The sequence below is a fragment of the Serratia bockelmannii genome, from assembly GCF_008011855.1.
Taxonomy (GTDB): Bacteria; Pseudomonadota; Gammaproteobacteria; order Enterobacterales; family Enterobacteriaceae; genus Serratia; species Serratia bockelmannii.
In genome coordinates, this window is the sequence record NZ_VOUX01000006.1 from 131,786 (window position 1) to 156,168 (window position 24,383).

General features: G+C 58.0%; 23 protein-coding genes. 8 read left to right on the plus strand and 15 right to left on the minus strand.

From position 1 onward, the window contains the following. Positions 1 to 14 precede the first annotated feature (14 nt). The 11 genes from atpG to asnC form a co-directional block, all read right to left on the minus strand. On the minus strand, positions 15 to 878 hold the full coding sequence (gene atpG / locus FOT55_RS10760) for a F0F1 ATP synthase subunit gamma (RefSeq protein ID WP_004933811.1): 864 nt from the start codon (positions 876 to 878) through the stop codon (positions 15 to 17). Between the two features lie 59 nt (positions 879 to 937). Then, on the minus strand, positions 938 to 2,479 hold the full coding sequence (gene atpA, locus FOT55_RS10765) for a F0F1 ATP synthase subunit alpha (RefSeq protein WP_025304742.1): 1,542 nt from the start codon (positions 2,477 to 2,479) through the stop codon (positions 938 to 940). Between the two features lie 12 nt (positions 2,480 to 2,491). Continuing rightward, a complete protein-coding gene (gene atpH, locus FOT55_RS10770) occupies positions 2,492 to 3,025 on the minus strand; it encodes a F0F1 ATP synthase subunit delta (protein ID WP_025304741.1) in 534 nt (177 codons plus the stop codon). Positions 3,026 to 3,039: 14 nt separating this feature from the next. After that, positions 3,040 to 3,510, minus strand: coding sequence for a F0F1 ATP synthase subunit B (gene atpF, locus FOT55_RS10775; RefSeq protein WP_004933804.1), 471 nt, complete (start codon positions 3,508 to 3,510; stop codon positions 3,040 to 3,042). Positions 3,511 to 3,567: 57 nt separating this feature from the next. Beyond that, positions 3,568 to 3,807: a F0F1 ATP synthase subunit C gene (gene atpE, locus FOT55_RS10780; protein ID WP_004093904.1), complete on the minus strand. Its 240-nt coding sequence runs from the start codon at positions 3,805 to 3,807 to the stop codon at positions 3,568 to 3,570. Positions 3,808 to 3,856: 49 nt separating this feature from the next. Further along, positions 3,857 to 4,633 carry a F0F1 ATP synthase subunit A gene (gene atpB / locus FOT55_RS10785; RefSeq protein WP_025304740.1) on the minus strand — a complete coding sequence of 259 codons (777 nt, stop codon included), beginning with the start codon at positions 4,631 to 4,633 and terminating at the stop codon, positions 3,857 to 3,859. A 22-nt stretch (positions 4,634 to 4,655) separates the two neighbouring features. After that, a complete protein-coding gene (gene atpI / locus FOT55_RS10790; RefSeq protein ID WP_025304739.1) occupies positions 4,656 to 5,039 on the minus strand; it encodes a F0F1 ATP synthase subunit I in 384 nt (127 codons plus the stop codon). Positions 5,040 to 5,679: 640 nt separating this feature from the next. After that, positions 5,680 to 6,300, minus strand: a complete 621-nt coding sequence (rsmG, locus tag FOT55_RS10795; protein WP_147823464.1) for a 16S rRNA (guanine(527)-N(7))-methyltransferase RsmG — start codon at positions 6,298 to 6,300, stop codon at positions 5,680 to 5,682. Positions 6,301 to 6,438: 138 nt separating this feature from the next. Next, positions 6,439 to 8,328, minus strand: a complete 1,890-nt coding sequence (gene mnmG, locus FOT55_RS10800; protein ID WP_089181460.1) for a tRNA uridine-5-carboxymethylaminomethyl(34) synthesis enzyme MnmG — start codon at positions 8,326 to 8,328, stop codon at positions 6,439 to 6,441. 380 nt (positions 8,329 to 8,708) lie between these two features. Beyond that, the gene (gene mioC / locus FOT55_RS10810) at positions 8,709 to 9,149 is read right to left on the minus strand and encodes an FMN-binding protein MioC (RefSeq protein WP_060434928.1); all 441 of its coding nucleotides are present in this window, start codon (positions 9,147 to 9,149) and stop codon (positions 8,709 to 8,711) included. A 100-nt stretch (positions 9,150 to 9,249) separates the two neighbouring features. Next, positions 9,250 to 9,711 carry a transcriptional regulator AsnC gene (gene asnC / locus FOT55_RS10815; RefSeq protein ID WP_004933786.1) on the minus strand — a complete coding sequence of 154 codons (462 nt, stop codon included), beginning with the start codon at positions 9,709 to 9,711 and terminating at the stop codon, positions 9,250 to 9,252. A 155-nt stretch (positions 9,712 to 9,866) separates the two neighbouring features. Between asnC and asnA the strand changes: the two genes are divergently transcribed. Next, complete coding sequence (gene asnA / locus FOT55_RS10820) at positions 9,867 to 10,859, plus strand: aspartate--ammonia ligase (protein WP_147823465.1); 993 nt, start codon at positions 9,867 to 9,869, stop codon at positions 10,857 to 10,859. Positions 10,860 to 10,863: 4 nt separating this feature from the next. On the opposite strand, the gene viaA is transcribed toward asnA, so the two are convergent. Both viaA and ravA read right to left on the minus strand, forming a co-directional pair. After that, the gene (gene viaA, locus FOT55_RS10825) at positions 10,864 to 12,327 is read right to left on the minus strand and encodes an ATPase RavA stimulator ViaA (RefSeq protein WP_025304734.1); all 1,464 of its coding nucleotides are present in this window, start codon (positions 12,325 to 12,327) and stop codon (positions 10,864 to 10,866) included. Positions 12,328 to 12,329: 2 nt separating this feature from the next. Beyond that, on the minus strand, positions 12,330 to 13,838 hold the full coding sequence (ravA, locus tag FOT55_RS10830; RefSeq protein ID WP_025304733.1) for an ATPase RavA: 1,509 nt from the start codon (positions 13,836 to 13,838) through the stop codon (positions 12,330 to 12,332). A gap of 283 nt (positions 13,839 to 14,121) precedes the next feature. Here ravA and kup point away from each other — a divergent pair, with 283 nt between their 5' ends. The 7 genes from kup to rbsR all read left to right on the plus strand — a co-directional run bounded on the left by kup (position 14,122) and on the right by rbsR (position 21,975). After that, on the plus strand, positions 14,122 to 15,990 hold the full coding sequence (kup, locus tag FOT55_RS10835; protein WP_015379467.1) for a low affinity potassium transporter Kup: 1,869 nt from the start codon (positions 14,122 to 14,124) through the stop codon (positions 15,988 to 15,990). Between the two features lie 171 nt (positions 15,991 to 16,161). Further along, positions 16,162 to 16,581: a D-ribose pyranase gene (gene rbsD / locus FOT55_RS10840; RefSeq protein ID WP_147823466.1), complete on the plus strand. Its 420-nt coding sequence runs from the start codon at positions 16,162 to 16,164 to the stop codon at positions 16,579 to 16,581. A 7-nt stretch (positions 16,582 to 16,588) separates the two neighbouring features. Continuing rightward, positions 16,589 to 18,094, plus strand: a complete 1,506-nt coding sequence (gene rbsA / locus FOT55_RS10845; protein WP_025304731.1) for a ribose ABC transporter ATP-binding protein RbsA — start codon at positions 16,589 to 16,591, stop codon at positions 18,092 to 18,094. Between the two features lie 6 nt (positions 18,095 to 18,100). Continuing rightward, positions 18,101 to 19,069, plus strand: coding sequence for a ribose ABC transporter permease (rbsC, locus tag FOT55_RS10850; protein ID WP_025304730.1), 969 nt, complete (start codon positions 18,101 to 18,103; stop codon positions 19,067 to 19,069). Between the two features lie 24 nt (positions 19,070 to 19,093). After that, complete coding sequence (gene rbsB, locus FOT55_RS10855; protein ID WP_025304729.1) at positions 19,094 to 19,981, plus strand: ribose ABC transporter substrate-binding protein RbsB; 888 nt, start codon at positions 19,094 to 19,096, stop codon at positions 19,979 to 19,981. Between the two features lie 61 nt (positions 19,982 to 20,042). After that, positions 20,043 to 20,969: a ribokinase gene (rbsK, locus tag FOT55_RS10860; RefSeq protein WP_099816896.1), complete on the plus strand. Its 927-nt coding sequence runs from the start codon at positions 20,043 to 20,045 to the stop codon at positions 20,967 to 20,969. A 4-nt stretch (positions 20,970 to 20,973) separates the two neighbouring features. Then, positions 20,974 to 21,975, plus strand: coding sequence for a ribose operon transcriptional repressor RbsR (gene rbsR, locus FOT55_RS10865; protein WP_025304727.1), 1,002 nt, complete (start codon positions 20,974 to 20,976; stop codon positions 21,973 to 21,975). Here rbsR and mdtD read toward each other — a convergent pair. Both mdtD and FOT55_RS10875 read right to left on the minus strand, forming a co-directional pair. Then, positions 21,972 to 23,387 carry a multidrug transporter subunit MdtD gene (gene mdtD, locus FOT55_RS10870; RefSeq protein WP_099816895.1) on the minus strand — a complete coding sequence of 472 codons (1,416 nt, stop codon included), beginning with the start codon at positions 23,385 to 23,387 and terminating at the stop codon, positions 21,972 to 21,974. The two genes, rbsR and mdtD, sit on opposite strands and share 4 nt — an antisense overlap. A 67-nt stretch (positions 23,388 to 23,454) precedes the next feature. Continuing rightward, on the minus strand, positions 23,455 to 24,144 hold the full coding sequence (locus FOT55_RS10875; RefSeq protein WP_033652336.1) for a FadR/GntR family transcriptional regulator: 690 nt from the start codon (positions 24,142 to 24,144) through the stop codon (positions 23,455 to 23,457). Between the last annotated feature and the right edge of the window lie 239 nt (positions 24,145 to 24,383).

The following is a 24,383-nucleotide window of genomic DNA, read 5'->3' on the forward strand; positions in this document are numbered from 1 at the left end:
TTCGTAAACCTAGCTTAAACCGCGGAGGCTCCCGAAACGATCTCGGTGAGTTCCTGAGTGATGCTGGCCTGACGCGCCTTGTTGTATACCAACTGCAGCTCTTTGATCAGGCTACCGCCGTTATCGGTTGCGGCTTTCATCGCGACCATTCGTGCGGCCTGCTCGCTGGCCAGGTTTTCCACGACGCCCTGATAAACCTGCGACTCCACATAGCGGCGCAGCAAGGTATCAAGCAGCACTTTTGGATCGGGTTCATACAGGTAATCCCAAGGCGTTTTCTTCAGCTCTTCGTCATCGGCTGGCGGTAACGGCAGCAGCTGAAGCACCTGTGGCTCTTGGGACATCGTATTAACAAATTTGTTGCTGACAATGTACAGCTTGTCCAAACGACCTTCGTCGTAGGCCTGCAGCATCACTTTCACCGGCCCGATCAGATCCGACAGGGAAGGTTTGTCCCCCATGCCGGTCACCTGGGCAACCACGTTGCCGCCCACGGAACCAAAGAAAGAGGCCGCTTTAGAGCCAATCAGCGCCAAATCGGTTTCGACGCCTTTTTCGGACCAGGCTTTCATCTCCGCCAGCAGCTTTTTGAACAGGTTGATGTTCAAGCCGCCGCAGAGACCACGGTCAGTAGACACCACCAGATACCCGACGCGCTTAACGTCACGCTCATCCAGGTACGGGTGCTTGTACTCCAGATTCCCTAACGCAAGGTGACCAATCACTTTGCGCATGGTCTCTGCATAAGGACGGCTGGCCGCCATGCGATCCTGCGATTTACGCATTTTGGAGGCGGCGACCATTTCCATCGCTTTAGTGATCTTTTGCGTGTTTTGCACGCTAGCGATCTTACTACGTATCTCTTTTGCGCCGGCCATCTCTGCTTCTCCTCAGTGCCAGACGGCCTGCTGTCTTTCAACAGCAGGACCGTTCGGCGTTACCAGGACTGGGTTTTCTTGAAGGTCTCGAGGACGTCTTTCAACTTGCCCTCGATCTCATCATTGAAGTTGCCAGTTTGGTTGATGTGGTTCAGCAGTTCGGCGTGCTCGCGGTCCGCATAGGCGACCAGCGCGGCTTCGAAGCTCACCACTTTGGCGACTTCGACGTCGTTCAGGTAACCGCGTTCTGCGGCAAACAGCACCAGAGACTGTTGTGCAACCGACATCGGCGCATACTGTTTCTGTTTCAGCAGCTCGGTCACTTTCTGACCGTGGCTCAGCTGTTTGCGGGTAGCGTCGTCCAGATCGGAGGCGAACTGGGAGAACGCAGCCAGCTCACGATACTGTGCCAGCGCGGTACGGATACCACCGGACAGTTTCTTCATGATCTTGGTCTGCGCGGCGCCACCAACACGGGATACGGAGATACCCGGGTTAACTGCCGGACGAATACCGGAGTTGAACAGGTTGGATTCCAGGAAGATCTGACCATCGGTAATCGAGATTACGTTGGTCGGAACGAACGCGGAAACGTCACCCGCCTGGGTTTCAATGATCGGCAGAGCGGTCAGTGAACCGGTTTGGCCTTTAACTTCACCTTTGGTGAAGGCTTCAACGTATTCGGCGTTAACGCGCGCTGCACGCTCCAGCAAGCGGGAGTGCAGGTAGAATACGTCGCCTGGGTAAGCTTCACGACCTGGCGGACGACGAAGCAGCAGGGAAATCTGGCGGTAAGCAACGGCCTGTTTGGACAGGTCATCGTACACGATCAGCGCATCTTCACCGCGGTCACGGAAGTATTCGCCCATTGCGCAACCGGCGTATGGCGCCAGGTATTGCAGTGCAGCGGATTCGGAAGCGGTCGCCACAACCACAATGGTGTTGGCCAGTGCGCCGTGCTCTTCCAGTTTGCGCACCACGTTAGCGATGGTGGACGCTTTCTGGCCGATAGCCACGTAAACGCATTTGATGCCGGAGTCGCGTTGGTTGATGATCGCATCGATCGCCAGCGCGGTTTTACCGGTCTGACGGTCACCGATCACCAGCTCACGCTGGCCACGGCCGATTGGAATCATGGCGTCAACGGATTTGTAGCCAGTTTGAACCGGCTGATCAACGGACTGACGCTCGATAACGCCTGGCGCGATAGCTTCTACCGGAGAGAAGCCGTCGTTTTCAATCGGGCCTTTGCCGTCGATAGGTGCGCCCAGGGTGTTAACTACGCGGCCCAGCAGACCACGACCGACTGGAACTTCCAGGATACGGCCAGTACATTTAACCTTCATGCCTTCGGCCAGATCCGAGTACGGACCCATGACCACGGCACCGACGGAGTCGCGCTCCAGGTTCAATGCGATTGCGTAACGGTTGCCAGGCAGCGCGATCATTTCGCCCTGCATAACTTCGGCCAGGCCGTGTACGCGGATGATCCCGTCGCTGACGGAAACGATAGTACCTTCATTGTGAGCTTCGCTCACTACATTGAACTGAGCAATGCGCTGCTTGATCAGTTCGCTGATTTCGGTGGAATTCAGTTGCATGCTCCAGTCCCCTTAAGACTGCAAGACGTCTGTCAGGCGTTCAAGACGACCGCGAACGCTGCCATCAATCACCATATCGCCGGCGCGAACAACGATGCCGGCCAGTACAGACTTGTCAATTTTGCAATTCAGCTTAACTTTGCGTGACAGACGTTTTTCCATCGCAGCGGCGATTTTCGCCTGCTGTTCGTCGCTCAGCGCGCTCGCAGAGAGCACTTCGACTTCGACGGTGGATTCCAGCGAGGCGCGCAGTTCGATGAACTGCTGCAGCACGGCAGGAAGAACCAGTAAACGTCCATTTTCGGCCATTACACGGATAAAGTTCTGGCCATGTTCGTCGAGCCGATCGCCACAAACCGCGATGAACGTCTTGGACAGCGTTTCTGGCGCAACCGCGCCAGACAGCAGTTCAGAAATCTGTTCATTGCGAGTGACTTCAGCCGTAAACGCCAGCATCTCCTGCCAGCGCTCTACGCTTTGGTGCTCAACGGCAAAGTCAAAAGCTGCTTTGGCGTAGGGGCGAGCTACAGTTACAAATTCAGACATCAGCCCCTCCCTCCTTACAGTTCAGCGACCAGTTTATCAACGATGTCGCTGTTAGCAGCTTCATCCACGGAACGTTCGATGATCTTCTCGGCGCCGGCAATTGCCAGCATCGCGACTTGCTTACGCAACTCTTCACGAGCGCGCTTACGTTCGGCTTCGATCTCAGCCTGAGCCTGCGCCACGATTTTGTTACGTTCCTGCTCGGCTTCGGCTTTCGCTTCATCCATGATCTGAGCTTTGCGTTTGTTCGCTTGCTCGATGATCACCTGAGCTTCTGCTTTAGCAGTTTTCAGCTGGTCGGTCGCATTGGCTTGCGCTAAGTCCAGATCTTTTTTGGCACGCTCTGCAGAAGCGAGGCCGTCAGCGATTTCTTTCTGACGTTTCTCGATGGCAGCCATGATCGGCGGCCATACGTACTTCATGCAGAACCAGACAAACAGAACGAACGCGATGGCCTGGCCGAGGATTGTTGCGTTAAGATTCACAGCACAATGCCTCTTTAAAAGTTAATAGTTTGGTTACGTCGTAGAGGGTTACTCTACTTACGCGACGGCGAACATCACGTACAGACCCAGACCTACAGCGATCATCGGGATGGCGTCGACCAGACCCATAACGATAAAGAACTGTGTACGCAGCAGAGGAATCAGGTCAGGCTGACGAGCAGCGCCTTCCAAGAATTTACCACCCAGGATGCCGATACCGATCGCAGCACCGATTGCCGCTAAACCCATCATCACAGCGGCAGCCATGTACAGCAGATCCATACTCAGGTTTTCCATGACAGTCTCCAGTTTGTTTCAGTTTAAAAGTGCAAGTGTTTTAAGAAAATCAGTGCTCTTCAGACGCCATCGACAGATAGACGATCGTCAGAACCATGAAAATAAAGGCTTGAAGCGTAATGATCAGGATGTGGAAGATAGCCCAAGGCAAGCTCAGGACCCACTGTGACCACCACGGCAACAGGCCGGCAATCAGGATGAAGATCAACTCACCCGCATACATGTTGCCGAACAGTCGCAGACCCAGTGAAACAGGTTTGGACAGCAGGCTGACACCTTCAAGAATCAGGTTGATAGGAATGAATACAGGGTGGTTGAACGGCTGCATGGTCAACTCTTTAACGAACCCGCCAACGCCTTTCATTTTGATGCTATAGAACAGAATCAGGATAAACACGCCCAGCGCCATAGACAGCGTGACGTTCACGTCAGCGGTAGGCACCACGCGCAGCGCAGGCAGACCGAGATGCGCCCCGATGAACGGCAGGAAGTCTACCGGAATCAGGTCCATCAGGTTCATCAGGAACACCCAGACGAACACGGTCAGCGCCAACGGCGCAATCACCTTGCTCTTGCCGTGGTACATGTCGCGCACGCTGCTGTCGACGAAACCAACCACCAGTTCCACGGCGGTTTGCAGTTTACCCGGCACGCCGCTGGTGGCGTTTTTAGCCACTTTGCGGAAAATCACCAGGAACAAAACCCCGAGGACGACGGAGAAAAACATCGAGTCGAGGTTAATCGACCAAAACCCAGTCCCGACCTGAAGCTGCGTCAGGTGGTGACCGATATACTCCTGTGGACTGTTGTATCCCTCTGCAGACATGATGCCTCTACCCTTTATTTAGTTAATTTCGGTAACTGTTAATCACGGCCGGTGCCACTATCTGCACCACTAACACCGCTAAATAGGTCAGGCCAAGCGGTATAAACTCCGCCTTGAACACCCCCAGCGCCACGATCAGCAAAACGATGGTGATCACGACCTTTAGCCCCTCGCCGATGGCGAACGACCAGGCAACCCTACCGGGCGCCGGCGTTTGCGCCTGATGGCGCAAGGCAAACAGCATAAACATTGCACTCGGCAACCAGGCGGCGAGACCGCCTGCCAGCGCCGAAGCGCTCCATTCCGGGCTTTTCAGCCAGAAAGCAACGCTGATCAGAACAAAAGTCATTAACTGCAAAAACAGCAGTTTGCGTGCGACTTTCCCGCTGTAAAGGGACACAGACATGACGTTTGTTCTCTCCGTACCCCAGAGGGGGTATGCTGAGTGACGTATACAACTGTTTTTGCTGTCCTGAGTCAAGCAGCAAAAAACGAGCAAATTATACGGGGCATACCAACGAATTCAATCGATAAGTAGCGAAAAGGTGAACAATTATTTAAATTTCCCTATTCCAGCCTATTTTCACAAGAAAACGGTCGGAATAATAGGGCGCATTTAATTGTCTGATTATTCCAGCGTTGCGTTTAGAAACGCGAGGCCGATCACAGTAATGTCCCTTCCTGATTTATAGCCGATGGTCAACCAAACCGTCTTTAGCAATTTGAGCGATCAAAAGATTATATAAATCAAAACATTATCAGTTAACTGTTCAAAAACAATCCGTATACCCGATGAAAACCTTTTATTGACAAGCAGCGGGGCAATATTCCAACAGCCAATTAACATTAGCAGCAAACGCCAATCTTTCGCACATGATTGCTAACGTGACTATTTCTAAATGCAATTACTCTATTGTCGCTAATTAGCCGCGTTTTTTGTGTTAATAGAAAGTAAATTAACTAAAAAAAGCGACCAACTAATTAGCCTGCTTACCTTTCTGCTGAGTACTGCCTTTTAATTCACGCTTGTTTGATCAAAAGCAAACTCAGTTTGCCTTAAGAATCACCAGATGGCGTTCGCCTTCCAGTTCAGGCACCTGCAACCGCACGATGGACTCCAGGCTTACGCCAGCCGGCAGCTGCGTCAGCTCTTCATCCGGGCGCACGCCTTTCAACGCGTAAAAACGCCCCTGCCCTTTCGCCGGCAGATGATGACACCAGGACAGCATATCCTGCAGCGAAGCGAACGCGCGGCTGATCACACCATCGAACGGTGGCTCGGCCGGAAACGCTTCGACGCGGCTCTGCACCGGCTCGATATTGTTCAGGCCCAGCTCATGCTGCACCTGGCGCAGGAAGCGCACGCGCTTGCCCAGGCTGTCCAGCAGCGTGAAATGCGCGTCCGGGCGCACGATCGCCAGCGGAATGCCCGGCAAGCCGGGGCCGGTGCCGACATCGATGAAACGTGAGCCCTGCAGATGCGGTTTGACCACGATGCTGTCGAGGATGTGGCGCACCAGCATTTGCTGCGGATCGCGCACCGACGTGAGGTTATAAGCCTTGTTCCACTTATCCAGCATGCCGACATAGCCCAGCAGCTGCTGTTTTTGCTGATCGGGCAGCTCAATGCCTGCCGCCGCAAGCAGCGAGTCTAATTTTTTTTGCACAACGGATCCTCTGGCAGGCGCTGAACGACCAGCGGATGGTTAGCTGGCGCAATGAGGCGACTATGATAATTCAGGGCGCAAGTGATGTCAGCGGCCGTTTGGCTACGAGATGAACAAACGGCCGCCTGGATGCAAGATTTATGCGCTGCGGCGCAGCAATCCCTGCTTTTTCAGCCAGATCAGCAAAATCGAGATCGCCGCCGGCGTAATGCCGGAGATGCGCGAAGCCTGGCCGATGGAGTTCGGTTTGTGATCGTTCAACTTGGCGATCACCTCGTTCGACAGTCCCGAAACCTGACGGTAGTCGAGATCCAACGGCAGCAAGGTATTCTCGTTGCGCTGCTGTTTTTCGATCTCTTCCTGCTGACGAGCGATGTAGCCCTCGTATTTGACCTGGATCTCGACCTGTTCAGCCGCTTGTACGTCGCCCAGCGGCGGCGCGAAGGCGTCGGTGCCGGTCAACTGCGCGTAATCCATCTCCGGACGGCGCAGCAGCTCTTCGCCGTTCGCTTCACGCGACAGCGGCGCTTTCAGCAGCGCATTGACCTGTTCGACGTTCTCGGCGTGCGGGTGCATCCAGATGTCGCGCAGGCGCTGGCGTTCGCGTTCGATTCGCTCCAACTTCTCGCTGTAACGTGCCCAACGCACGTCGTCCACCAGGCCCAGTTCACGGCCTTTTTCCGTCAGGCGGAGATCGGCGTTGTCTTCGCGCAGCATCAGACGATACTCGGCGCGTGAGGTAAACATGCGGTACGGCTCTTTGGTGCCGAGGGTGCTGAGATCGTCCACCAGCACGCCCAGGTAGGCCTGATCGCGGCGTGGCGCCCAGCCTTCTTGTTCGTCGGCGAAACGCCCAGCGTTCAGACCGGCCAGCAGGCCCTGCGCAGCCGCTTCTTCATATCCAGTGGTGCCGTTGATCTGACCGGCGAAGAACAGCCCCTGGATGAATTTGCTTTCCAGCGTCGGCTTCAGGTCGCGCGGATCGAAGAAATCGTACTCGATAGCATAACCAGGGCGAATAATACGCGCGTTTTGCATTCCTTCCATCGAACGGACGATCTGCATCTGCACGTCGAACGGCAGGCTGGTGGAAATCCCGTTAGGGTAAATCTCGTTGCTGGTTAGGCCTTCCGGCTCGAGGAAGATCTGGTGCGCGTTGCGATCGGCAAAGCGCATGACCTTGTCTTCGATCGACGGACAGTAACGTGGGCCGATCCCTTCGATGATCCCGGCATACATCGGGCTGCGATCGAGGTTATTGCGGATCACGTCATGGGTTTTTTCATTGGTGTGGGTGATGTAGCACGCCATTTGTTCCGGGTGTTGGCTGGCATCGCCCAGGAACGAGAATACCGGCACCGGCGTATCGCCGTGTTGTGGCGCCAGTACGCTGAAATCGATAGTGCGGGCGTCGATGCGCGGTGGCGTACCGGTTTTCAAGCGGTTAACGCGCAGCGGCAGTTCTCGCAAACGTTGCGACAGCGAGATCGAAGGTGGATCCCCGGCGCGGCCGCCGCTGTAGTTTTCCAGACCGATATGGATCTTGCCGTCCAGGAAGGTGCCTACGGTCAATACCACCGCCTTGGCGCGGAATTTCAGGCCCATTTGGGTGACGGCGCCGACTACGCGATCGTTTTCGACGATCAGATCCTCAACAGGTTGTTGGAAGATCATCAGGTTGGGCTGGTTCTCCAACGCGGTACGGATCGCCTGGCGATACAGTACGCGATCCGCCTGAGCGCGTGTGGCACGAACGGCTGGGCCTTTGCTGGCGTTTAGTATCCTAAACTGGATGCCGGCGTGGTCGATCGCCGTTGCCATCAGGCCACCGAGTGCATCAATTTCCTTAACCAGATGCCCTTTACCAATACCGCCAATCGCCGGGTTACAGGACATCTGTCCCAGCGTATCGATATTGTGTGTCAATAATAAAGTCTGACGTCCCATGCGTGCCGCGGCCATGGCGGCCTCGGTACCTGCATGGCCACCACCGATGATGATGACGTCAAATTGATCTGGATAAAACATGGAACTGCACCTCGCCGTATTGCGAACGATCGTATTTGCCCTGGGGTCGGGGATTCTACTCAAGTTTAGACGATCGACCAAGTGGTCAGGATCGTCGGTAATTAAAAGAAGATCTTTTTTATTTAAAGATCTCTTTATTAGATCTCTTATTAGGATCGCGATCCTCTGTGGATAAGTGACTATTCACGATGAAGATCAGCGGATTAAGGAGGATCGTTTGCTGTGAATGATCGGTGATCCCGACGCAGATAAGCTGGGATCTAAAAGGCTTGTTATGCACAGGACAAAAAGCGCACTACGGTTGTTATTGGGATAACTACGGCTTTTACCCTGCTTTTAAGCTTAGTTATCCACAATCGTTCGCGCGATCTTTAGACGAATTAGAGTAAATTAATCCAGGTTTTTACCCATTCCTCGGCCGGATCCTCGGGAATTTCATGCTCGGTCACGTCGATCTCGAGACGATCGCCGATCCTTTTAGCGCCTCTGGCGATCAACAGATCGTCGATCTGTTTGATCGCGCCGCAGAAGGTGTCGTATTCCGAACTGCCCAAACCGACGGCGCCGAACTGCACCTCGGAAAGATCCGGCTGCTGATCTGCGATCTGTTCCAACAGCGGCTGAAGGTTATCCGGCAGTTCGCCGGCGCCGTGCGTGGAAGAGACCACCAGCCAGCGGCCGGTCAACGGCAGTTCATCCAGTTCAGGGCCGTGCAGCATCTCGGTAGAGAAACCCGCGTCTTCCAGCTTTTCAGCCAAATGTTCAGCCACGTATTCGGCGCTGCCAAGCGTACTGCCACTGATCAGAGTAATGTCTGCCATGAACCAACGATCCCAACCTTCTCACTCAAAGTGGCTGCATTGTACGCTGTGAATCGGCTGGGATCTACCTGTGGATAATGTGGGTATGCAATTTGGCGGGTTACGGCACGATGGTGCGCATAATGGGGTTCTGCAGCGAGATCAGCGTTTCGGTAGACTGGATCTCGTCGATAGTCTGGATCTTGTTGATAAGTACCTGTTGCAACGCGTCGATCGATCGGCACATTACCTTAATAAAGACGCTGTAGTGGCCGGTGGTGTAATAGGCTTCTACCACTTCTTCCAGGCTTTCCAGCTTCTTCAGCGCCGAAGGGTAGTCCTTGGCGCTCTTTAATATGATGCCGATAAAGCAGCACACGTCGTAGCCCAGTTGTTTGGGGCTGACGTCGATGCGCGCGCCGGTGATGATCCCGGCCTGTTTCATCTTCTCCACCCGCACATGAATGGTGCCGGGGCTGACGGCGAAGTTTTTCGCCAGTTCGGCGTACGGTGTGCGCGCATTGTCCATCAGGGCGTTGAGGATGCCACGATCGAGATTATCGATCTGATAAATTTCCGCCATTTAATCCCCCATTAATTAACGATTGTTGAATTCTGTCCGGGTAAAAATGAACGATTAAAAGTGAAAAGGCAATATTGATTAATGGATATTGAATTGACGTGTCATTTTGTTGCTTAATCGATGGCAACAGAGACAGGTTTACAAGAGATACGGCAATGAAAAAACAGTTTATCCAAAAACAACAACAAATCAGCCAGGTCAAATCCTCCTTCTCCCGCCAGCTGGAGCAACAGCTCGGCCTGATCGAAGTGCAAGCGCCGATCCTCAGCCGTTTGGGCGACGGCACGCAGGATAACCTCTCCGGCAGCGAGAAAGCGGTGCAGGTTAAGGTCAAAACTCTGCCTGACGCCACCTTCGAAGTGGTGCATTCGCTGGCGAAATGGAAACGCAAAACCCTGGGCAGCTACGATTTCGGCGCCGGCGAGGGCCTGTATACCCATATGAAGGCGCTGCGCCCGGATGAGGACCGCCTGACGCCAATCCACTCGGTGTACGTCGATCAGTGGGACTGGGAGCGGGTGATGGGCGACGGTGAGCGCAGCCTGGACTACCTGAAAAGCACCGTGCGCAGCATTTACGCCGCGATCAAGGCGACGGAAGCGGAAGTCAGCCGTGAGCATGGCCTGACCCCGTTCCTGCCGGAACAGATCCACTTCGTACACAGCGAAACCCTGCTGCAGCGCTATCCGGATCTGGACGCCAAAGGGCGTGAGCGGGCGATCGCCAAAGAATTGGGCGCGGTGTTCCTGATCGGCATCGGTGGCAAGCTGTCGCACGGCAAATCGCACGATGTGCGGGCGCCGGATTATGATGACTGGACCACGCCGACGGCGGATGGCCTGGCGGGCCTGAACGGCGATATCGTGGTGTGGAACCCGGTGCTGCAGGACGCTTTCGAGCTGTCTTCCATGGGCATCCGCGTCGACGCCACGGCGCTGAAACATCAGCTGGCGCTGACCGGCGATGAAGAACGCATGAAGCTGGAATGGCACCAGTCGCTGTTGCGCGGCGATATGCCGCAGACCATCGGCGGCGGCATCGGTCAGTCGCGTTTGGTGATGCTGCTGTTGCAGCTGTCGCATATCGGCCAGGTGCAGTGCGGCGTGTGGTCGCCGGAAGTGCGCGGGGCGGTCGAAGGCCTGCTCTAACCGCCTAGCGCCGCCATCGGCGCATTAAACGGCTTTTCAGCCCGGTATCAAAGCGCCAGATATGATCGAAGATGCGCATGATGCCGGGTTTGCCGTAGGCGGACATCGCCACCGCATGGAAACGCTGCTGGTGGCTTTGCTGCTGTTGTTTCACCTTCTTTATTACCTCCTCCGGCAACCGCTGGGCGATAAAATCGGAAATGATCACCGCATCGGCGTCGAACCAGCCGCTCTCCGCCATTTTGGTGACGGTGGCGTTCAAGCAGGCCGCCAGATCGGTGCCGCCGCGAAACTGCTGACCGAGAAAACGCACGGCCTGCTCGATGCCGCTGGCGGCGGTGAGTTCGTAATGCACGATCTGGTTGGCGAACAGCATGATGTAGCAGCGGCGGTTGTCCGCCAGCGCAATGCGCAGCAGCGCCAGACAGAACGCCTTGGCGCACTGTTCGTTGAAGCCGCCCATCGATCCTGAGGTGTCCACGCAGACGATAAACGGCCCGCGTGGTTGCTGATCCTGCTGCTGGTGGGTGACCTGACGGATCAGAACCTGTTCCTGCCAGACGTCGCCCTGCAGGCGGTAGCTCAGCAGTCGCTTTTCCAGCAGGCGGCGATAAAACTCGAACTCCAGCTCTTCAATCCCCAGCGTCGCCAGCTCCGGCGGCAGCAGGCGCAGGATGTCGTCGCTCTGATGAATGCCATTTACTTCTTCCGGCAGCGTGGCCGGCACCTGCACCATGACCCTGAACGGTTCCGGCTGCGCGTCTTGTTGCTGCACCGCCTTGGCCTGGTAGCTGCGGCCCAGCTGCTGTGCCAGCTTTTTCAGCTCCGGCTGCTGCTGCAAAAAGTTGCCGTACTCCACCAGCCGTTGGTAATCGCCGCGCTGCAGCTGGCCTTTGCTCATATCCCACAGCCTGCCGGCGGCGGTGTCGTTTTCCGACAGCAGCGGCTCCAGCGCGCCGCTCAGCGCCAGACGCTCCTGCAGTTCCGCCATCAGCTGCTCGCGCTCTTGTTCCAGCAGCTGGTGGTGCAGCATGGTGGCCTGCAGCGTCAGGCTGATGCGCCAGCGCTGCAGGAACAGGGTTTGGAAGCTGTCGTCCAGCGGGTGGTTGGGCAGATCGGCGGCGTCCACCAGCGCGCGTGCCTGTTCATAAAACGGCGAGACCAGCTGACGCAGAAGCTCCATCGTGTCATTGAGGTTGTGATAGAACTGGGTGTTGTTCTCCAGCTGGCACTGCTGGTAGCGGTAAAACTCCTGCGCCAGCGCCGGCGGCACCATAGCCTCCTGCAGACGCTCCTTGAGCTGCAGTTTCCAGCGTGGCAGATCGCGATCCAGCGCCCGGCGAAGGGCCGGAAACTTTTTAAAGAACACCGACAGCTGCGGCGCCGCCAGCATGCCGACGATCATCTCCTCGATCATCTCGCCTTCGGTGATCGCCAGAAGCAGATCGAGCGTCTCCAGACTGAGCATGGTTACTGGCCGCGCATTTGCTGCTGTTGCTGTTTAACCTGTTCCGCCACTTGCAGCAGACTGGCTTCGATCTTGGCCAGGCCAGCGGCAGGCGTGAACAGACAGGGCTGATGTTGGCTGAAGGCGCGGCGCTGCTCCGCCAGGCGCTGGGCCAACGCGTCCATTTCATCCAGCAGCGCCTGCGGCGTGGCGGTGGCCTGTTTGCCCGGCAGCGCCAGCAGCGAAGGCTGGCGGCTGACGTCCAGCACCGTCAGGTGCAGTTGGTCATCGACGTCCAAATCGATCGGCTGCGCGAAGCCAATGCCGTTCAGCTTGGCGCGCACGTCGCCGCCTTTTTGCAGCCAGTTATCCAGCACGCTGCTCTCAATGCTCAGATGGTTGACCTGAATGTCATGCAGCTGCAGCGGTTTTTGCAGCAGCAGGGTGAGGGTGCCGCCGGCGAACGGCGTGGCCGGCGCATATTGCGGTTTGCGGCTGAACATGCCGCCCTTTTTCACCAGGCTGATGGCCTGCCGATCGCTTTGCTGCTGCTGGTCCTGCAGCCAGCGGGTATGGATCTGTTGCAACTGGATCAGCATCGACTGCTGCTGATAGGCCGACTCGGTCAGCAGCTGATCGATCTGCTGTTGCAGCAGCTTCAGCGAGGTGAGATCGTGCCACAGGCAGTCTTTCAATAGCATCAGGTCGAGCGGGGCGATGGCATCGCGCCCGCTGAAGAAGGCGCAGGCCTGCAGCAGACGCAGGGCTTTTTTCCAGCGCCGATCGGAGACGTATGGCGCCTGCTCCAGCGCGTCCAGCCGCTGACGCAGCTGGAAAATCAGCTCAAAGCAGGCTTCCGGCAGCGCCACCTTGTCGATCTGCGGCTGCCACTGCAGAAACTCTTCGTCGCTGATGCTCAGCGCCGCCGGCACCGGGTTTTGGCTTTCGCTCTGGCGGTTGACCAGCAGCGAGCGGAAATTCTGTTTATCCTGCACCTTGTCCAGCCACAGGCGGATAAGCATGCGGTCATATAAGGCTTCGAGGCTGTTGTCCGCTTCGGGCAGTTCGTTGGAGGCGGTGACCAGCAGGCGCAGCGGGATCGGTTCTTCGCTGTTGCCGTTGCGAAAGCGCCGTTCGTTGATCGCCGTCAGCAGGGTGTTGAGGATCGCCGGGCCGGCCTTCCAGATCTCGTCCAGAAACACGATCTCCGCTTCCGGCAGATAGCCGGCGGTCAGGCGCTGATAGCGCCCTTCGTCTTTCAGCGCCTGAATCGAGAGCGGGCCGAAGACCTCTTCCGGCGTGGAAAAGCGCGTCATCAGGTATTCAAAGGAGCGGGCGTTGCGGAAGGCAAACTTCAGCCGGCGCGCGATCAGGCTCTTGGCGATGCCGGGCGGGCCGAGCAAGAATACGCTTTCGCCGCTCAGTGCCGCCAGCAGGCACAGGCGGATCGCCTCTTGCCGCTCATAAAGGCCGCTCTCCAGCGCGCTGCTGAGGCGGGAAATTCGTTCTGCCAGAAGGGATGATGGCGTCATATAATCGTCGTATTGTCCGAGAGTTAGCCAATCTTGGTCGATAATTCGATGATAAACCACCATTATTTTTAATGGTATAGCTTATTGATTAGTAAAAATTTTATCAGTTAAGTCGGATATCCGGTTCACATTTTGTTTATTTTTCGGCTCTGATATAAGGGTAGGCAAGCCGTATAAATGGTGCATACTGTGCGGCTTTCTGGTGGGCGTGACGGATCTTTGAGCCCGTATTTTGCCTGATGCGGATGCATCGCTAACGGATGTTCTGATAAAGAAACGAATTATGAGCGCAGAGCATAAGCAGTCCTTATCGGCGGTAACCCTGGCGGCCATCGGCGTGGTCTACGGTGATATCGGCACCAGCCCTCTCTATACGCTGAGAGAGTGTTTCTCCGGCCATTACGGCTTCGATGTTCGTCCAGACGTGGTTTTCGGCTTCCTGTCGCTGATTTTCTGGATGCTGATCGTGATCGTTTCCCTCAAATATCTCACCTACGTGATGCGTGCGGACAACGCCGGCGAGGGCGGTATTCTGACGCTGATGTCGCTGGCCGGGCGCAACACCTCGGCGCGCACCACCGCGGTGCTGGTGATACTGGGCCTGATCGGCGGCAGCTTCTTCTATGGCGAGGTGGTGATCACCCCGGCGATCTCGGTGATGTCGGCGATAGAAGGATTGGAAATCGCCGCGCCTGCGCTCGACGCCTATATCGTCCCGCTCTCCATTCTGGTGCTGACGCTGCTGTTCGTTATCCAAAAACACGGCACCGGCAGCGTCGGCAAGCTGTTCGCCCCGGTAATGCTGCTGTGGTTCATCGTGTTGGCGGTGCTGGGCGCGCGCAGCATCATTTCGAACCCGGAAGTGCTGCAGGCGCTGAATCCCAAATGGGCGCTCAACTTCTTTATGGAATATAAGAAGGTGTCGTTCTTCGCGCTGGGGGCGGTGGTGCTGTCTATCACCGGCGTTGAGGCGCTGTATGCCGACATGGGGCACTTCGGCAAGTTCCCGATCCGCCTGGCCTGGTTCACCGTGGTGCTGCCTTCGCTGGTGCTCAACTACTTCGGCCAGGGGGCGTTGCTGCTGAAAAACCCTGAAGCGATCAAAAACCCATTCTTCCTGCTGGCACCCGACTGGGCGCTGATCCCGCTGCTGATTCTGGCAACCCTGGCAACGGTCATCGCCTCGCAGGCGGTGATTTCCGGCGTCTTCTCGCTGACTCGCCAGGCGGTGCGCCTGGGGTATTTGTCGCCGATGCGCATCATTCACACCTCGGAAATGGAATCCGGCCAGATCTACATTCCGGTGATCAACTGGACGCTGTATATCTCGGTGGTGCTGGTGATCATCGGGTTCGAGCACTCCAGCAACCTGGCGGCGGCTTATGGCATCGCCGTCACCGGCACCATGGTGCTGACCAGCATTCTGGTCACCTCGGTGGCGATCAACAACTGGCACTGGAACCGCTTCCTGGCGATCGGCATCGTGACCATATTGCTGATCATCGACGTGCCGATGTTCTCCGCCAACGCCCTGAAGCTGTTCTCTGGCGGTTGGTTGCCGCTGACCTTGGCGCTGGTGATGTTCATCATTATGACCACCTGGAAGAGCGAGCGCTTCCGCCTGCTGCGCCGCCTGCACGAACACGGCAACTCGCTGGAGGCGATGATCGCCTCGCTGGAGAAATCGCCGCCGGTGCGGGTGCCGGGTACCGCGGTGTTCCTGTCGCGCGCCACCAACGTCATTCCTTTTGCGCTGCTGCACAACCTGAAGCACAACAAGGTGCTGCATGAACGCGTGGTGCTGCTGACGCTGCGCACCGAGGATGCGCCTTACGTGCACAACGTGCGCCGGGTGACCATCGAACAGCTGTCGCCGACCTTCTGGCGGGTGGTGGCCAGCTACGGCTGGCGCGAAACGCCGAACGTCGAGGAAGTGTTCCACCGCTGCGGGCTGGAAGGGTTGCCGTGCCGCATGTCGGAGACGTCGTTCTTCATGTCCCATGAGTCGCTGATCCTCACCAAGCGGCCATGGTACCTCTACCTGCGCGGCAAGCTGTTCGTCGCCCTGAGCCGCAACGCGCTGCGCGCGCCGGATCAGTTTGAGATCCCGCCGAACCGGGTCATCGAACTCGGCACGCAGGTCGAGATCTAACCCGCCGAATAAGGGGCTCAGCATGGCTGAGCCCCTTTTGTTTGTGCATTGTCCGGGCGTTAACGAAACGTTTCGATAGCGATCACACTTCTGCATTGTCCCGGTTGCCTTCCCCTGCCGTTTTTTTAAACTCCTCCAGAGAGCGAAACGTTTCGCTAGCGGAGTGAGAAGATGAAAAAAGGCGTATTACTGAATTCCGACGTGTCTGCCGTGATTGCCCGGCTGGGGCACACCGATCAGCTCACCTTGTGCGATGCGGGCCTGCCGATACCGGCGGCGACGCAGCGCATCGATCTGGCGCTGACGCAGGGCGTGCCGACCTTCATGCAGGTGTTCGCGGCGGTCACGCAAGAGATGCAGGTAGAAAACGCCATCCTGGCGGAAGAGATCGTGAAACAAAATCCGTCGCTCCACGAGGCATTGTTGGCTGAACTGACCGCACTGGGCCAACGCCAGGGCAATACCATCAGCGTGCGCTATATCAGCCATCAGGCGTTTAAAGCGCAAACCGAGCACAGCCGGGCGGTGATCCGCAGCGGAGAGTGTTCGCCTTACGCGAACGTGATCCTGTGCGCCGGCGTAACTTTCTGAGGCGCGTATGCAACCTTTACTGCAACTGAAAGGGATTGATAAAGCCTTTCCCGGCGTGAAGGCGCTTTCCGGCGCCGCCCTCAGCGTCTATCCCGGCAAGGTGATGGCGCTGGTGGGGGAAAACGGCGCCGGGAAGTCCACCATGATGAAAGTGCTGACTGGCATCTACCAGAAAGACGCCGGCAGTCAGTATTTTCTCGGTAAAGAGGTGGTATTCAACGGGCCTAAGGATTCGCAGGAAGCGGGCATCGGCATTATCCATCAGGAGCTGAACCTGATCCCGCAGCTGACGATTGCGGAAAACATCTTCCTCGGCCGCGAGTTCGTCAACCGTTTCGGCCGCATTGACTGGAAGCGCATGTACGCCGAGGCCGATCGCTTGTTGGCGCGCCTCAACCTGCGCTACAGCAGCCACCGGCTGGTGGGGGAGCTGTCGATCGGCGATCAGCAGATGGTGGAGATCGCCAAGGTACTGAGCTTCGAATCGAAAGTGATCATCATGGACGAACCGACCGATGCGCTGACCGACACCGAAACCGCCTCGCTGTTCAAGGTGATCAACGAGCTGAAGGCCGAAGGGCGCGGCATCGTTTATATCTCGCACCGCCTGAAAGAGATTTTTGAAATCTGCGACGACGTGACCGTGTTCCGCGACGGGCAGTTCATCGCTGAGCGGCCGGTGAGCGAGCTGCAGGAAGATTCGCTGATAGAGATGATGGTCGGCCGCAAGCTGGAAGAACAATACCCGCGCCTTGATTTGCCGCGCGGGGAAAAGCGGCTGGACGTCAGCCACCTTTCCGGACCCGGCGTTGAAGACGTCAGCTTTACGCTGTACCGCGGCGAGATCCTCGGCGTGGCCGGGCTGATGGGCGCCGGGCGCACTGAATTGATGAAGATCCTGTACGGCGCCGCGCCGCGTAAGGCCGGCACCGTCAGCCTGGACGGCCGCGACGTGGTCACCCACTCGCCGCAGGACGGGTTGGCGAACGGCATCGTCTATATCTCGGAAGACCGCAAGCGCGACGGCCTGGTGCTGGGCATGTCGGTGAAGGAAAACATGTCGCTGACCGCGCTGCGCTACTTCAGCCGCGCCGACGGCAGCCTGAAACAGGCCGACGAGCGGCAGGCGGTGGGGGATTTCATCCGCCTGTTCAATATCAAAACGCCGTCGATGGAGCAGCCGATCGGCCTGCTTTCCGGCGGCAACCAGCAAAAAGTGGCGATCGCCCGTGGTTTGATGACCCGGCCGAAAGTGCTGATCCTCGATGAGCCGACGCGCGGTGTCGACGTCGGCGCCAAAAAAGAGATCTATCAGTTAATCAACCAGTTCAAGCAGGAAGGGCTGAGCATCATTCTGGTGTCTTCGGAAATGCCGGAGGTGATGGGCATGAGCGATCGCATTCTGGTGATGCACGAAGGGCATCTCAGCGGCGAGTTCCCGATTGAACAGGCCACCCAGGAAGCGTTGATGGCGGCAGCCGTCGGCAAGCAATACGGCGTAAAGCAGGAGTAATCAGATATGAGTTCCCAGACTATCGCAGCCAAGCGCTGGTTCAGTAAAGAGTGGCTGTTAGAGCAGAAGTCGTTGATTGCGCTGCTGGTGCTGATCGCCGTGGTCTCTTCCATGAGCCCGAACTTCTTCACCCTGAACAACCTGTTCAATATTCTGCAGCAGACTTCGGTGAACGCCATCATGGCGGTGGGGATGACGCTGGTGATCCTCACGTCCGGCATCGATCTGTCGGTAGGATCGCTGTTGGCCCTGACCGGCGCGGTGGCGGCGTCGATCGTCGGCTTTGAGGTCAACGCGCTGGTGGCGGTGGCGGCGGCATTGGCGCTGGGCGCTGCGATTGGCGCCTGCACCGGGGTGATCGTCGCCAAAGGCAAAGTGCAGGCCTTTATCGCCACGCTGGTGATGATGCTGCTGCTGCGCGGCGTCACCATGGTGTACACCAACGGCAGCCCGGTCAATACCGGTTTCACCGACGTGGCCGACACCTTCGGCTGGTTCGGCATCGGCCGCCCGCTGGGCGTGCCTACGCCGATCTGGATCATGGCGATCGTGTTCATCGCCGCCTGGTATATGCTGCACCATACGCGCCTGGGCCGCTATATTTATGCCCTGGGCGGCAACGAAGCGGCGACCCGCCTGTCCGGCATCAGCGTCGATAAAGTGAAGATTATCGTCTACTCGCTGTGCGGCCTGCTGGCGGCGCTGGCCGGGGTGATCGAAGTGGCGCGCCTGTCGTCGGCGCAGCCGACCGCCGGCACCGGCTATGAGCTGGACGCTATCGCCGCCGTGGTGCTGGGCGGCACCAGCCTGGCCGGCGGCAAGGGGCGTATCGTCGGCACGCTGATCGGGGCGCTGATCCTCGGCTTCCTGAACAACGGCCTGAATTTATTGGGTGTTTCTTCCTACTACCAAATGATCGTGAAGGCAGTGGTGATACTGCTGGCGGTTCTGGTAGATAACAAAAGCAACAAGTAACCTCCCCCTACAGGAATCACGATGATGAAAATGAAAAAACTGGCAACCTTAGCTTCCGCCATCGCGCTGAGCGCCACCCTGAGCGCCAATGCCATGGCCAAAGACACCATCGCGCTGGTGGTGTCCACCCTCAACAACCCGTTCTTCGTCTCGATGAAGGATGGGGCGCAGCAAGAGGCCAACAAGCTGGGCTACAACCTGGTGGTGCTGGATTCCCAGAACAACCCGGCGAAAGAGCTGGCCAACGTGCAGGATCTGATGGTGCGGGCGCCCAAGCTGCTGTTGATCAACCCGACCGACTCCGATGCGGTGGGTAACGCCATCAAGATGGCCAACCAGGCTAAGATCCCGGTCATCACGCTGGACCGCGTGGCGAGCAAGGGTGACGTGGTGAGCCACATCGCTTCGGATAACCGCGTGGGCGGCAAAATGGCCGGTGATTTCATCGCCAAGAAAGCGGGCGCCGATGCCAAGGTGATTCAGCTGGAAGGCATCGCTGGCACCTCTGCCGCGCGTGAACGCGGTGAAGGCTTCAAGCAGTCGCTGGATCAGAATAAATTCAAACTGTTGGCCAGTCAGCCGGCCGATTTCGATCGCACCAAGGGCCTGAACGTGATGCAGAACCTGCTGACCGCGCACCCGGATGTGCAGGCGGTGTTCGCCCAGAACGATGAAATGGCGCTGGGTGCGCTGCGCGCGCTGCAAACCGCCGGTAAAACCGACGTGATCGTGGTAGGCTTCGACGGCACCGCTGACGGCGTGAAAGCGGTCGAAGGCGGCAAGCTGGCGGCGACGGTGGCGCAGCGCCCCGATCAGATCGGCGTGATCGGCGTGGAAACCGCCGATAAAGTGCTGAAAGGCGAAAAAGTGCCGGCGACCATCCCGGTCGATTTGAAACTGGTCACTCAGTAAGTCATACCAGCGCCATCGGAACGGGGCGTTTACGATGGCGCGCAATTCAGGAATCAATGCGATGGAAACAGGTAAGCTGGTGGTTCTTGGCAGCATCAATGCCGACCATATCCTCAATATTGAACAGTTCCCCCACCCGGGCGAAACGGTGATCGGGAAACAGTATAAGGTGGCGTTTGGCGGCAAGGGCGCGAATCAGGCGGTGGCGGCCGGGCGCAGCGGGGCGAAGATCGCCTTTATCGCCTGCGTGGGCGCCGACGATATCGGCGAACGTGTCCGCCGGCAGCTGGCGAGCGATCGCATTGATACCCAGCCGATTGAAGCCATCGCCGACAGCACCACCGGCGTGGCGCTGATCTTCGTCAACGCCGAAGGCGAGAACGTGATCGGCATTGATGCCGGCGCCAACGCCGCGGTGACGCCGGATTACCTGGCGCGCTACCAACAAAAAGTGATCGACGCCGATGCCCTGCTGATGCAGCTGGAGTCGCCGCTGGAGACGGTGATTGCCGCCGCCCGCCTGGCGAAGCAACATCACACGCAGGTGATCCTCAACCCGGCTCCGGCGCGCGAGCTACCTGACGAGCTGCTGGGCATGATCGATATGATCACCCCGAATGAAACCGAAGCCCAGCGCCTGACCGGCATCGCCGTGGACAACGACGTCGATGCGGCGCGTGCGGCGCAGGCGCTGCACGACAAGGGCATCGCGACGGTGATCATCACCCTCGGTAGCCGCGGCGTGTGGCTGAGCGAAAACGGCAACGGCAAATTGGTGCCCGGTTTCAAGGTGCAAGCGGTGGATACCATCGCCGCCGGCGATACCTTTAACGGCGCGCTGGTGACCGCCCTGCTGGAAGGCAAGGTCATGGCCGACGCGGTGCGTTTCGCCCATGCGGCGGCGGCGATCGCCGTGACCCGCCCCGGCGCGCAGCCTTCGGTGCCGTGGCGTGAAGAGATCGACGCCTTCTTGCAGCAGCAGGGGTGATCCTTTGGCCACCATGAAAGATGTCGCCCGCCTGGCGGGCGTTTCAACCTCTACCGTTTCGCATGTGGTCAACAACAATCGCTTTGTCAGCGACAGCGTGCGCGACAAGGTCATGGCGGCCGTGGAACAGCTGAACTATGCGCCTTCTGCGCTGGCGCGCAGCCTGAAGCTCAATCAGACGCGCACTATCGGCATGCTGGTGACCGCCAGCAACAACCCGTTTTATGCCGAAGTAGTGCGCGGCGTAGAGCGCAGCTGCTATGAACGCGGCTACAGCCTGATCCTGTGCAACACCGAAGAAGACGCCGCGCGCATGAACCGCAGCATGGAGACGCTGCTGCAAAAGCGCGTCGACGGTTTGCTGTTGATGTGCACCGAAAACCACCGGCCATCGCAAGATGCCCTGAGCCGCTACCCGTCATTGCCGATCGTGATGATGGACTGGGCGCCGTTCGAGGGCGCCAACGACATTATTCAGGATAACTCGCTGCTGGGCGGCGAGATGGCGACCGATCATTTGATCGCCCGCGGCTACCGCAAGATTGCCTGCATTGCTGGCCCGGAGGATAAAACCACCGCTCGTCACCGACTGGAAGGCTATCGCAACGCAATGCGTCGCGCCGGATTGCCGGTTTCGCCAGGGTATGAAGTGCATTGCGATTTTGAGTTTGAGGGCGGGGTAAACGCCATGCGCCAACTGCTGGCGCTGGACGAGCCGCCGCATGCGGTGTTCGCTGGCAACGACGCGGTGGCGGTAGGCGTTTATCAGGCGCTGTATCAGGCCGGGCTTTCCGTGCCGCAGGATATGGCGGTGATGGGCTACGATGACATTGAGTTGGCCCGTTATCTGGCGCCGCCGCTGAGCACCATTCATCAGCCGAAGGATTCGCTGGGCGAACTGGCGATCGATGCGCTGATCAACCGCCTGCAAAACCCGGAGCGCGCGCCCCAGGTGCTGGTGCTGACGCCCGAGCTGGTGGAACGCGCCTCGGTGGGCCGCCGTTAGCTCGCCACCTTCGCTTCTTTCTTGCTTTCCTGGCCGCTGATCAAATTGCGGCCATCTTTCCTTCTCAGCAACATAAACACCAGCGCCGACGCCACGGTGACGATCCCCATGGTGATAAAGGTGTAATGGAAGTGGTCGATCATGGTGCCTAACGACAGGGATTCGTAAAAACGCAGCACCGCTGCGCTGATCGCCACGCCGAAGCTGATGGACAGCTGCTGGGTGACCGCCAGGACGCTGTTGCCGGCGCTGGCGTTGGCGTCGTTCAAATCCGCCAGGCTGATGGTGTTCATGGCGGTAAACTGGGTGGACATCGCCATGCCCAGCACGAACAGCGGCAGGATCATTAGCCACAGCGGCATGCCCGGGCTTTGCAGGGCGAACTGGGCGATCAGCACTCCGATGATAACGGTAATGCCGACCAGCGTTTTACGGTAGCCGAACCAGCGCAGCACCTGAGTGACGGTGGATTTCGCCATCAGCGAGCCGATGGCGGTTGGCGCCATCATGCAACCGGCGACGATCGCCGTATAGCCGAATCCCACCTGCAGCATGAGCGGCATTAAAAATGGCACGCAGCCGGTGCCCAGCCTGGAGGCGACGTTGCCAGCGATACCGACCGAGAAGGTACGGGTTTTGAACAGGTCGAGACCGATCAGCGGCTGAGGGTGACGGCGGGCGTGCGCGATGTAGCCGAACAGCATCACAAAGCCGCTGAGCAGAATACCCAGCGAAACGTAGCTTGCCAGTACCCGCTCGCCAAACAGCTCCAGCCCGGTGGAGATCAGCACCAGGCTCAGGCCGAACAGCATGAAGCCAAGAAAATCGAAGCGGCGTTTGGGCGTAGTGAAGTCCGGCATGTATTTGCGCGCATAGAAGATGCCGAGCAGGCCGATAGGGATATTGATCAGGAAAATCCAGTGCCAGGTGGCGTAGGTGACCAGCCACCCGCCCAGCAGCGGCCCCAGAATCGGCCCGACCAGGCCGGGCATGGTGACGAAGTTCAGCACCGGCAGCAGTTCGCTGCGCGGGTAGGCGCGCAGCAGCGCCAACCGCGCGACCGGCATCATCATCGCGCCGCCGATGCCCTGCAGCACGCGAGAGGCGACCAGCGCGCTCAACGTGGGGGAGAGGGCGCACAGCAGCGAGCCGAGGGTGAATAGCGTGACGGCGAAGATGAACACGCGCCGGGTGCCGAAGCGGTCCGCCAGCCAGCCGCTGACCGGGATCAGCATTGCCACCGTCAGTGTGTAGCTGATGACGGCCGATTGCATCGCCAGCGGCGATCGCCCCAGGCTTTGGGCGATCGCCGGTAGCGCCGTGTTGAGGATGGTGGCGTCCAGCGCCTGCATAAAGAACGCCATTGCGGCGATCCACGGTAGCCCTGCCATACTGCGCGCGGATTGGGTCATGGTCGGTCCTGGTTAAATGGTCGTCTGTCCCTCGTCTCTTTCTTCTATATATAAGCGGGGAGCGTGTCTAGTCTTTCTCTTTCAGCAGCACCTGGCAGGCGACGAGCGCGCCGGCGCTGTCCCCGGCGAGTATCGCATCGACGATAGCCTGATGATGGCGCAGCTTAATGACTTCATTGCCGGTGATGGCGCGGAAGTAGCTTTGGTACACCGAACTGAACAGGTTGGCGAACGAGGTCAGGAACGGGTTGCCGCTGGCCTCATAGATGAGCTGGTGGAATTGGGTATCGACCTGGATCCAGCGCTCGCGGTCAAACTGGGTATGCAGCGCGCGCATTTCCGCCATCAGTTCCGCCAGCAGCTTGGTTTGCTGCGGGCTGGCGTGGTCTGCCGCCAACGCGCAGGCCTGTGGCTCCAGCGAGGTGCGCAAGATAAGGAAGTGTTGCATCACCTGATCGAAGTTTTCCCGCGTCATCCACCAGGTCAGTAAATCCTGATCGAGGAAATTCCATTGGCTCTGCGGCATCACGCGGGTGCCGATGCGCGGGCGTGGTAGCAACATGCCTTTGGCGGCTAACATCTTTACCGCTTCGCGTACTGCGGTGCGGCTGACGCCGAATTGCTCGCCCAGTTCCATTTCACCGGGCAGGATGCTGCCGGCCTGATAATCGCCCGCCAGAATTTGTTGGCCGAGTTTCTCTGCAAGCAGATAAGAAAGATTGCGTTGGGCGGCCTGTTGTTGTGCATTTAACGGCATGGCTGCGGGTCCTTACTGACATCGTTATTTCTATTTTACTCCAGCGATCGCCAGCTTTTATGGCTGTTTGCCTGAAAAAGTGACATAAATTCGTCGCTTTTTCGCCCTTTTGCCGAAAAAAACCGCGCTTGAAAAGTTTTTTGCATTTAGGGGTTGCGGCCTGCCGAGAACTCCCTATAATGCGCCTCCACTGACCGGGAACAACGACTGACAAGCCGCCGGGTCAGCGAGAGAAAAGC

Excerpts from the sequence above, each read along its gene's own strand:
- atpG (WP_004933811.1), bottom strand. The coding sequence starts at position 878 with ATGGCCGGCGCAAAAGAGATACGTAGTAAGATCGCTAGCGTGCAAAAC.
- atpA (WP_025304742.1), bottom strand. The coding sequence starts at position 2,479 with ATGCAACTGAATTCCACCGAAATCAGCGAACTGATCAAGCAGCGCATT.
- atpH (WP_025304741.1), bottom strand. The coding sequence starts at position 3,025 with ATGTCTGAATTTGTAACTGTAGCTCGCCCCTACGCCAAAGCAGCTTTT.
- atpE (WP_004093904.1), bottom strand. The coding sequence starts at position 3,807 with ATGGAAAACCTGAGTATGGATCTGCTGTACATGGCTGCCGCTGTGATG.
- atpB (WP_025304740.1), bottom strand. The coding sequence starts at position 4,633 with ATGTCTGCAGAGGGATACAACAGTCCACAGGAGTATATCGGTCACCAC.
- atpI (WP_025304739.1), bottom strand. The coding sequence starts at position 5,039 with ATGTCTGTGTCCCTTTACAGCGGGAAAGTCGCACGCAAACTGCTGTTT.
- mnmG (WP_089181460.1), bottom strand. The coding sequence starts at position 8,328 with ATGTTTTATCCAGATCAATTTGACGTCATCATCATCGGTGGTGGCCAT.
- mioC (WP_060434928.1), bottom strand. The coding sequence starts at position 9,149 with ATGGCAGACATTACTCTGATCAGTGGCAGTACGCTTGGCAGCGCCGAA.
- asnC (WP_004933786.1), bottom strand. The coding sequence starts at position 9,711 with ATGGCGGAAATTTATCAGATCGATAATCTCGATCGTGGCATCCTCAAC.
- asnA (WP_147823465.1), top strand. The coding sequence starts at position 9,867 with ATGAAAAAACAGTTTATCCAAAAACAACAACAAATCAGCCAGGTCAAA.
- viaA (WP_025304734.1), bottom strand. The coding sequence starts at position 12,327 with ATGCTCAGTCTGGAGACGCTCGATCTGCTTCTGGCGATCACCGAAGGC.
- ravA (WP_025304733.1), bottom strand. The coding sequence starts at position 13,838 with ATGACGCCATCATCCCTTCTGGCAGAACGAATTTCCCGCCTCAGCAGC.
- kup (WP_015379467.1), top strand. The coding sequence starts at position 14,122 with ATGAGCGCAGAGCATAAGCAGTCCTTATCGGCGGTAACCCTGGCGGCC.
- rbsD (WP_147823466.1), top strand. The coding sequence starts at position 16,162 with ATGAAAAAAGGCGTATTACTGAATTCCGACGTGTCTGCCGTGATTGCC.
- rbsA (WP_025304731.1), top strand. The coding sequence starts at position 16,589 with ATGCAACCTTTACTGCAACTGAAAGGGATTGATAAAGCCTTTCCCGGC.
- rbsC (WP_025304730.1), top strand. The coding sequence starts at position 18,101 with ATGAGTTCCCAGACTATCGCAGCCAAGCGCTGGTTCAGTAAAGAGTGG.
- rbsB (WP_025304729.1), top strand. The coding sequence starts at position 19,094 with ATGAAAATGAAAAAACTGGCAACCTTAGCTTCCGCCATCGCGCTGAGC.
- rbsK (WP_099816896.1), top strand. The coding sequence starts at position 20,043 with ATGGAAACAGGTAAGCTGGTGGTTCTTGGCAGCATCAATGCCGACCAT.
- mdtD (WP_099816895.1), bottom strand. The coding sequence starts at position 23,387 with ATGACCCAATCCGCGCGCAGTATGGCAGGGCTACCGTGGATCGCCGCA.
- FOT55_RS10875 (WP_033652336.1), bottom strand. The coding sequence starts at position 24,144 with ATGCCGTTAAATGCACAACAACAGGCCGCCCAACGCAATCTTTCTTAT.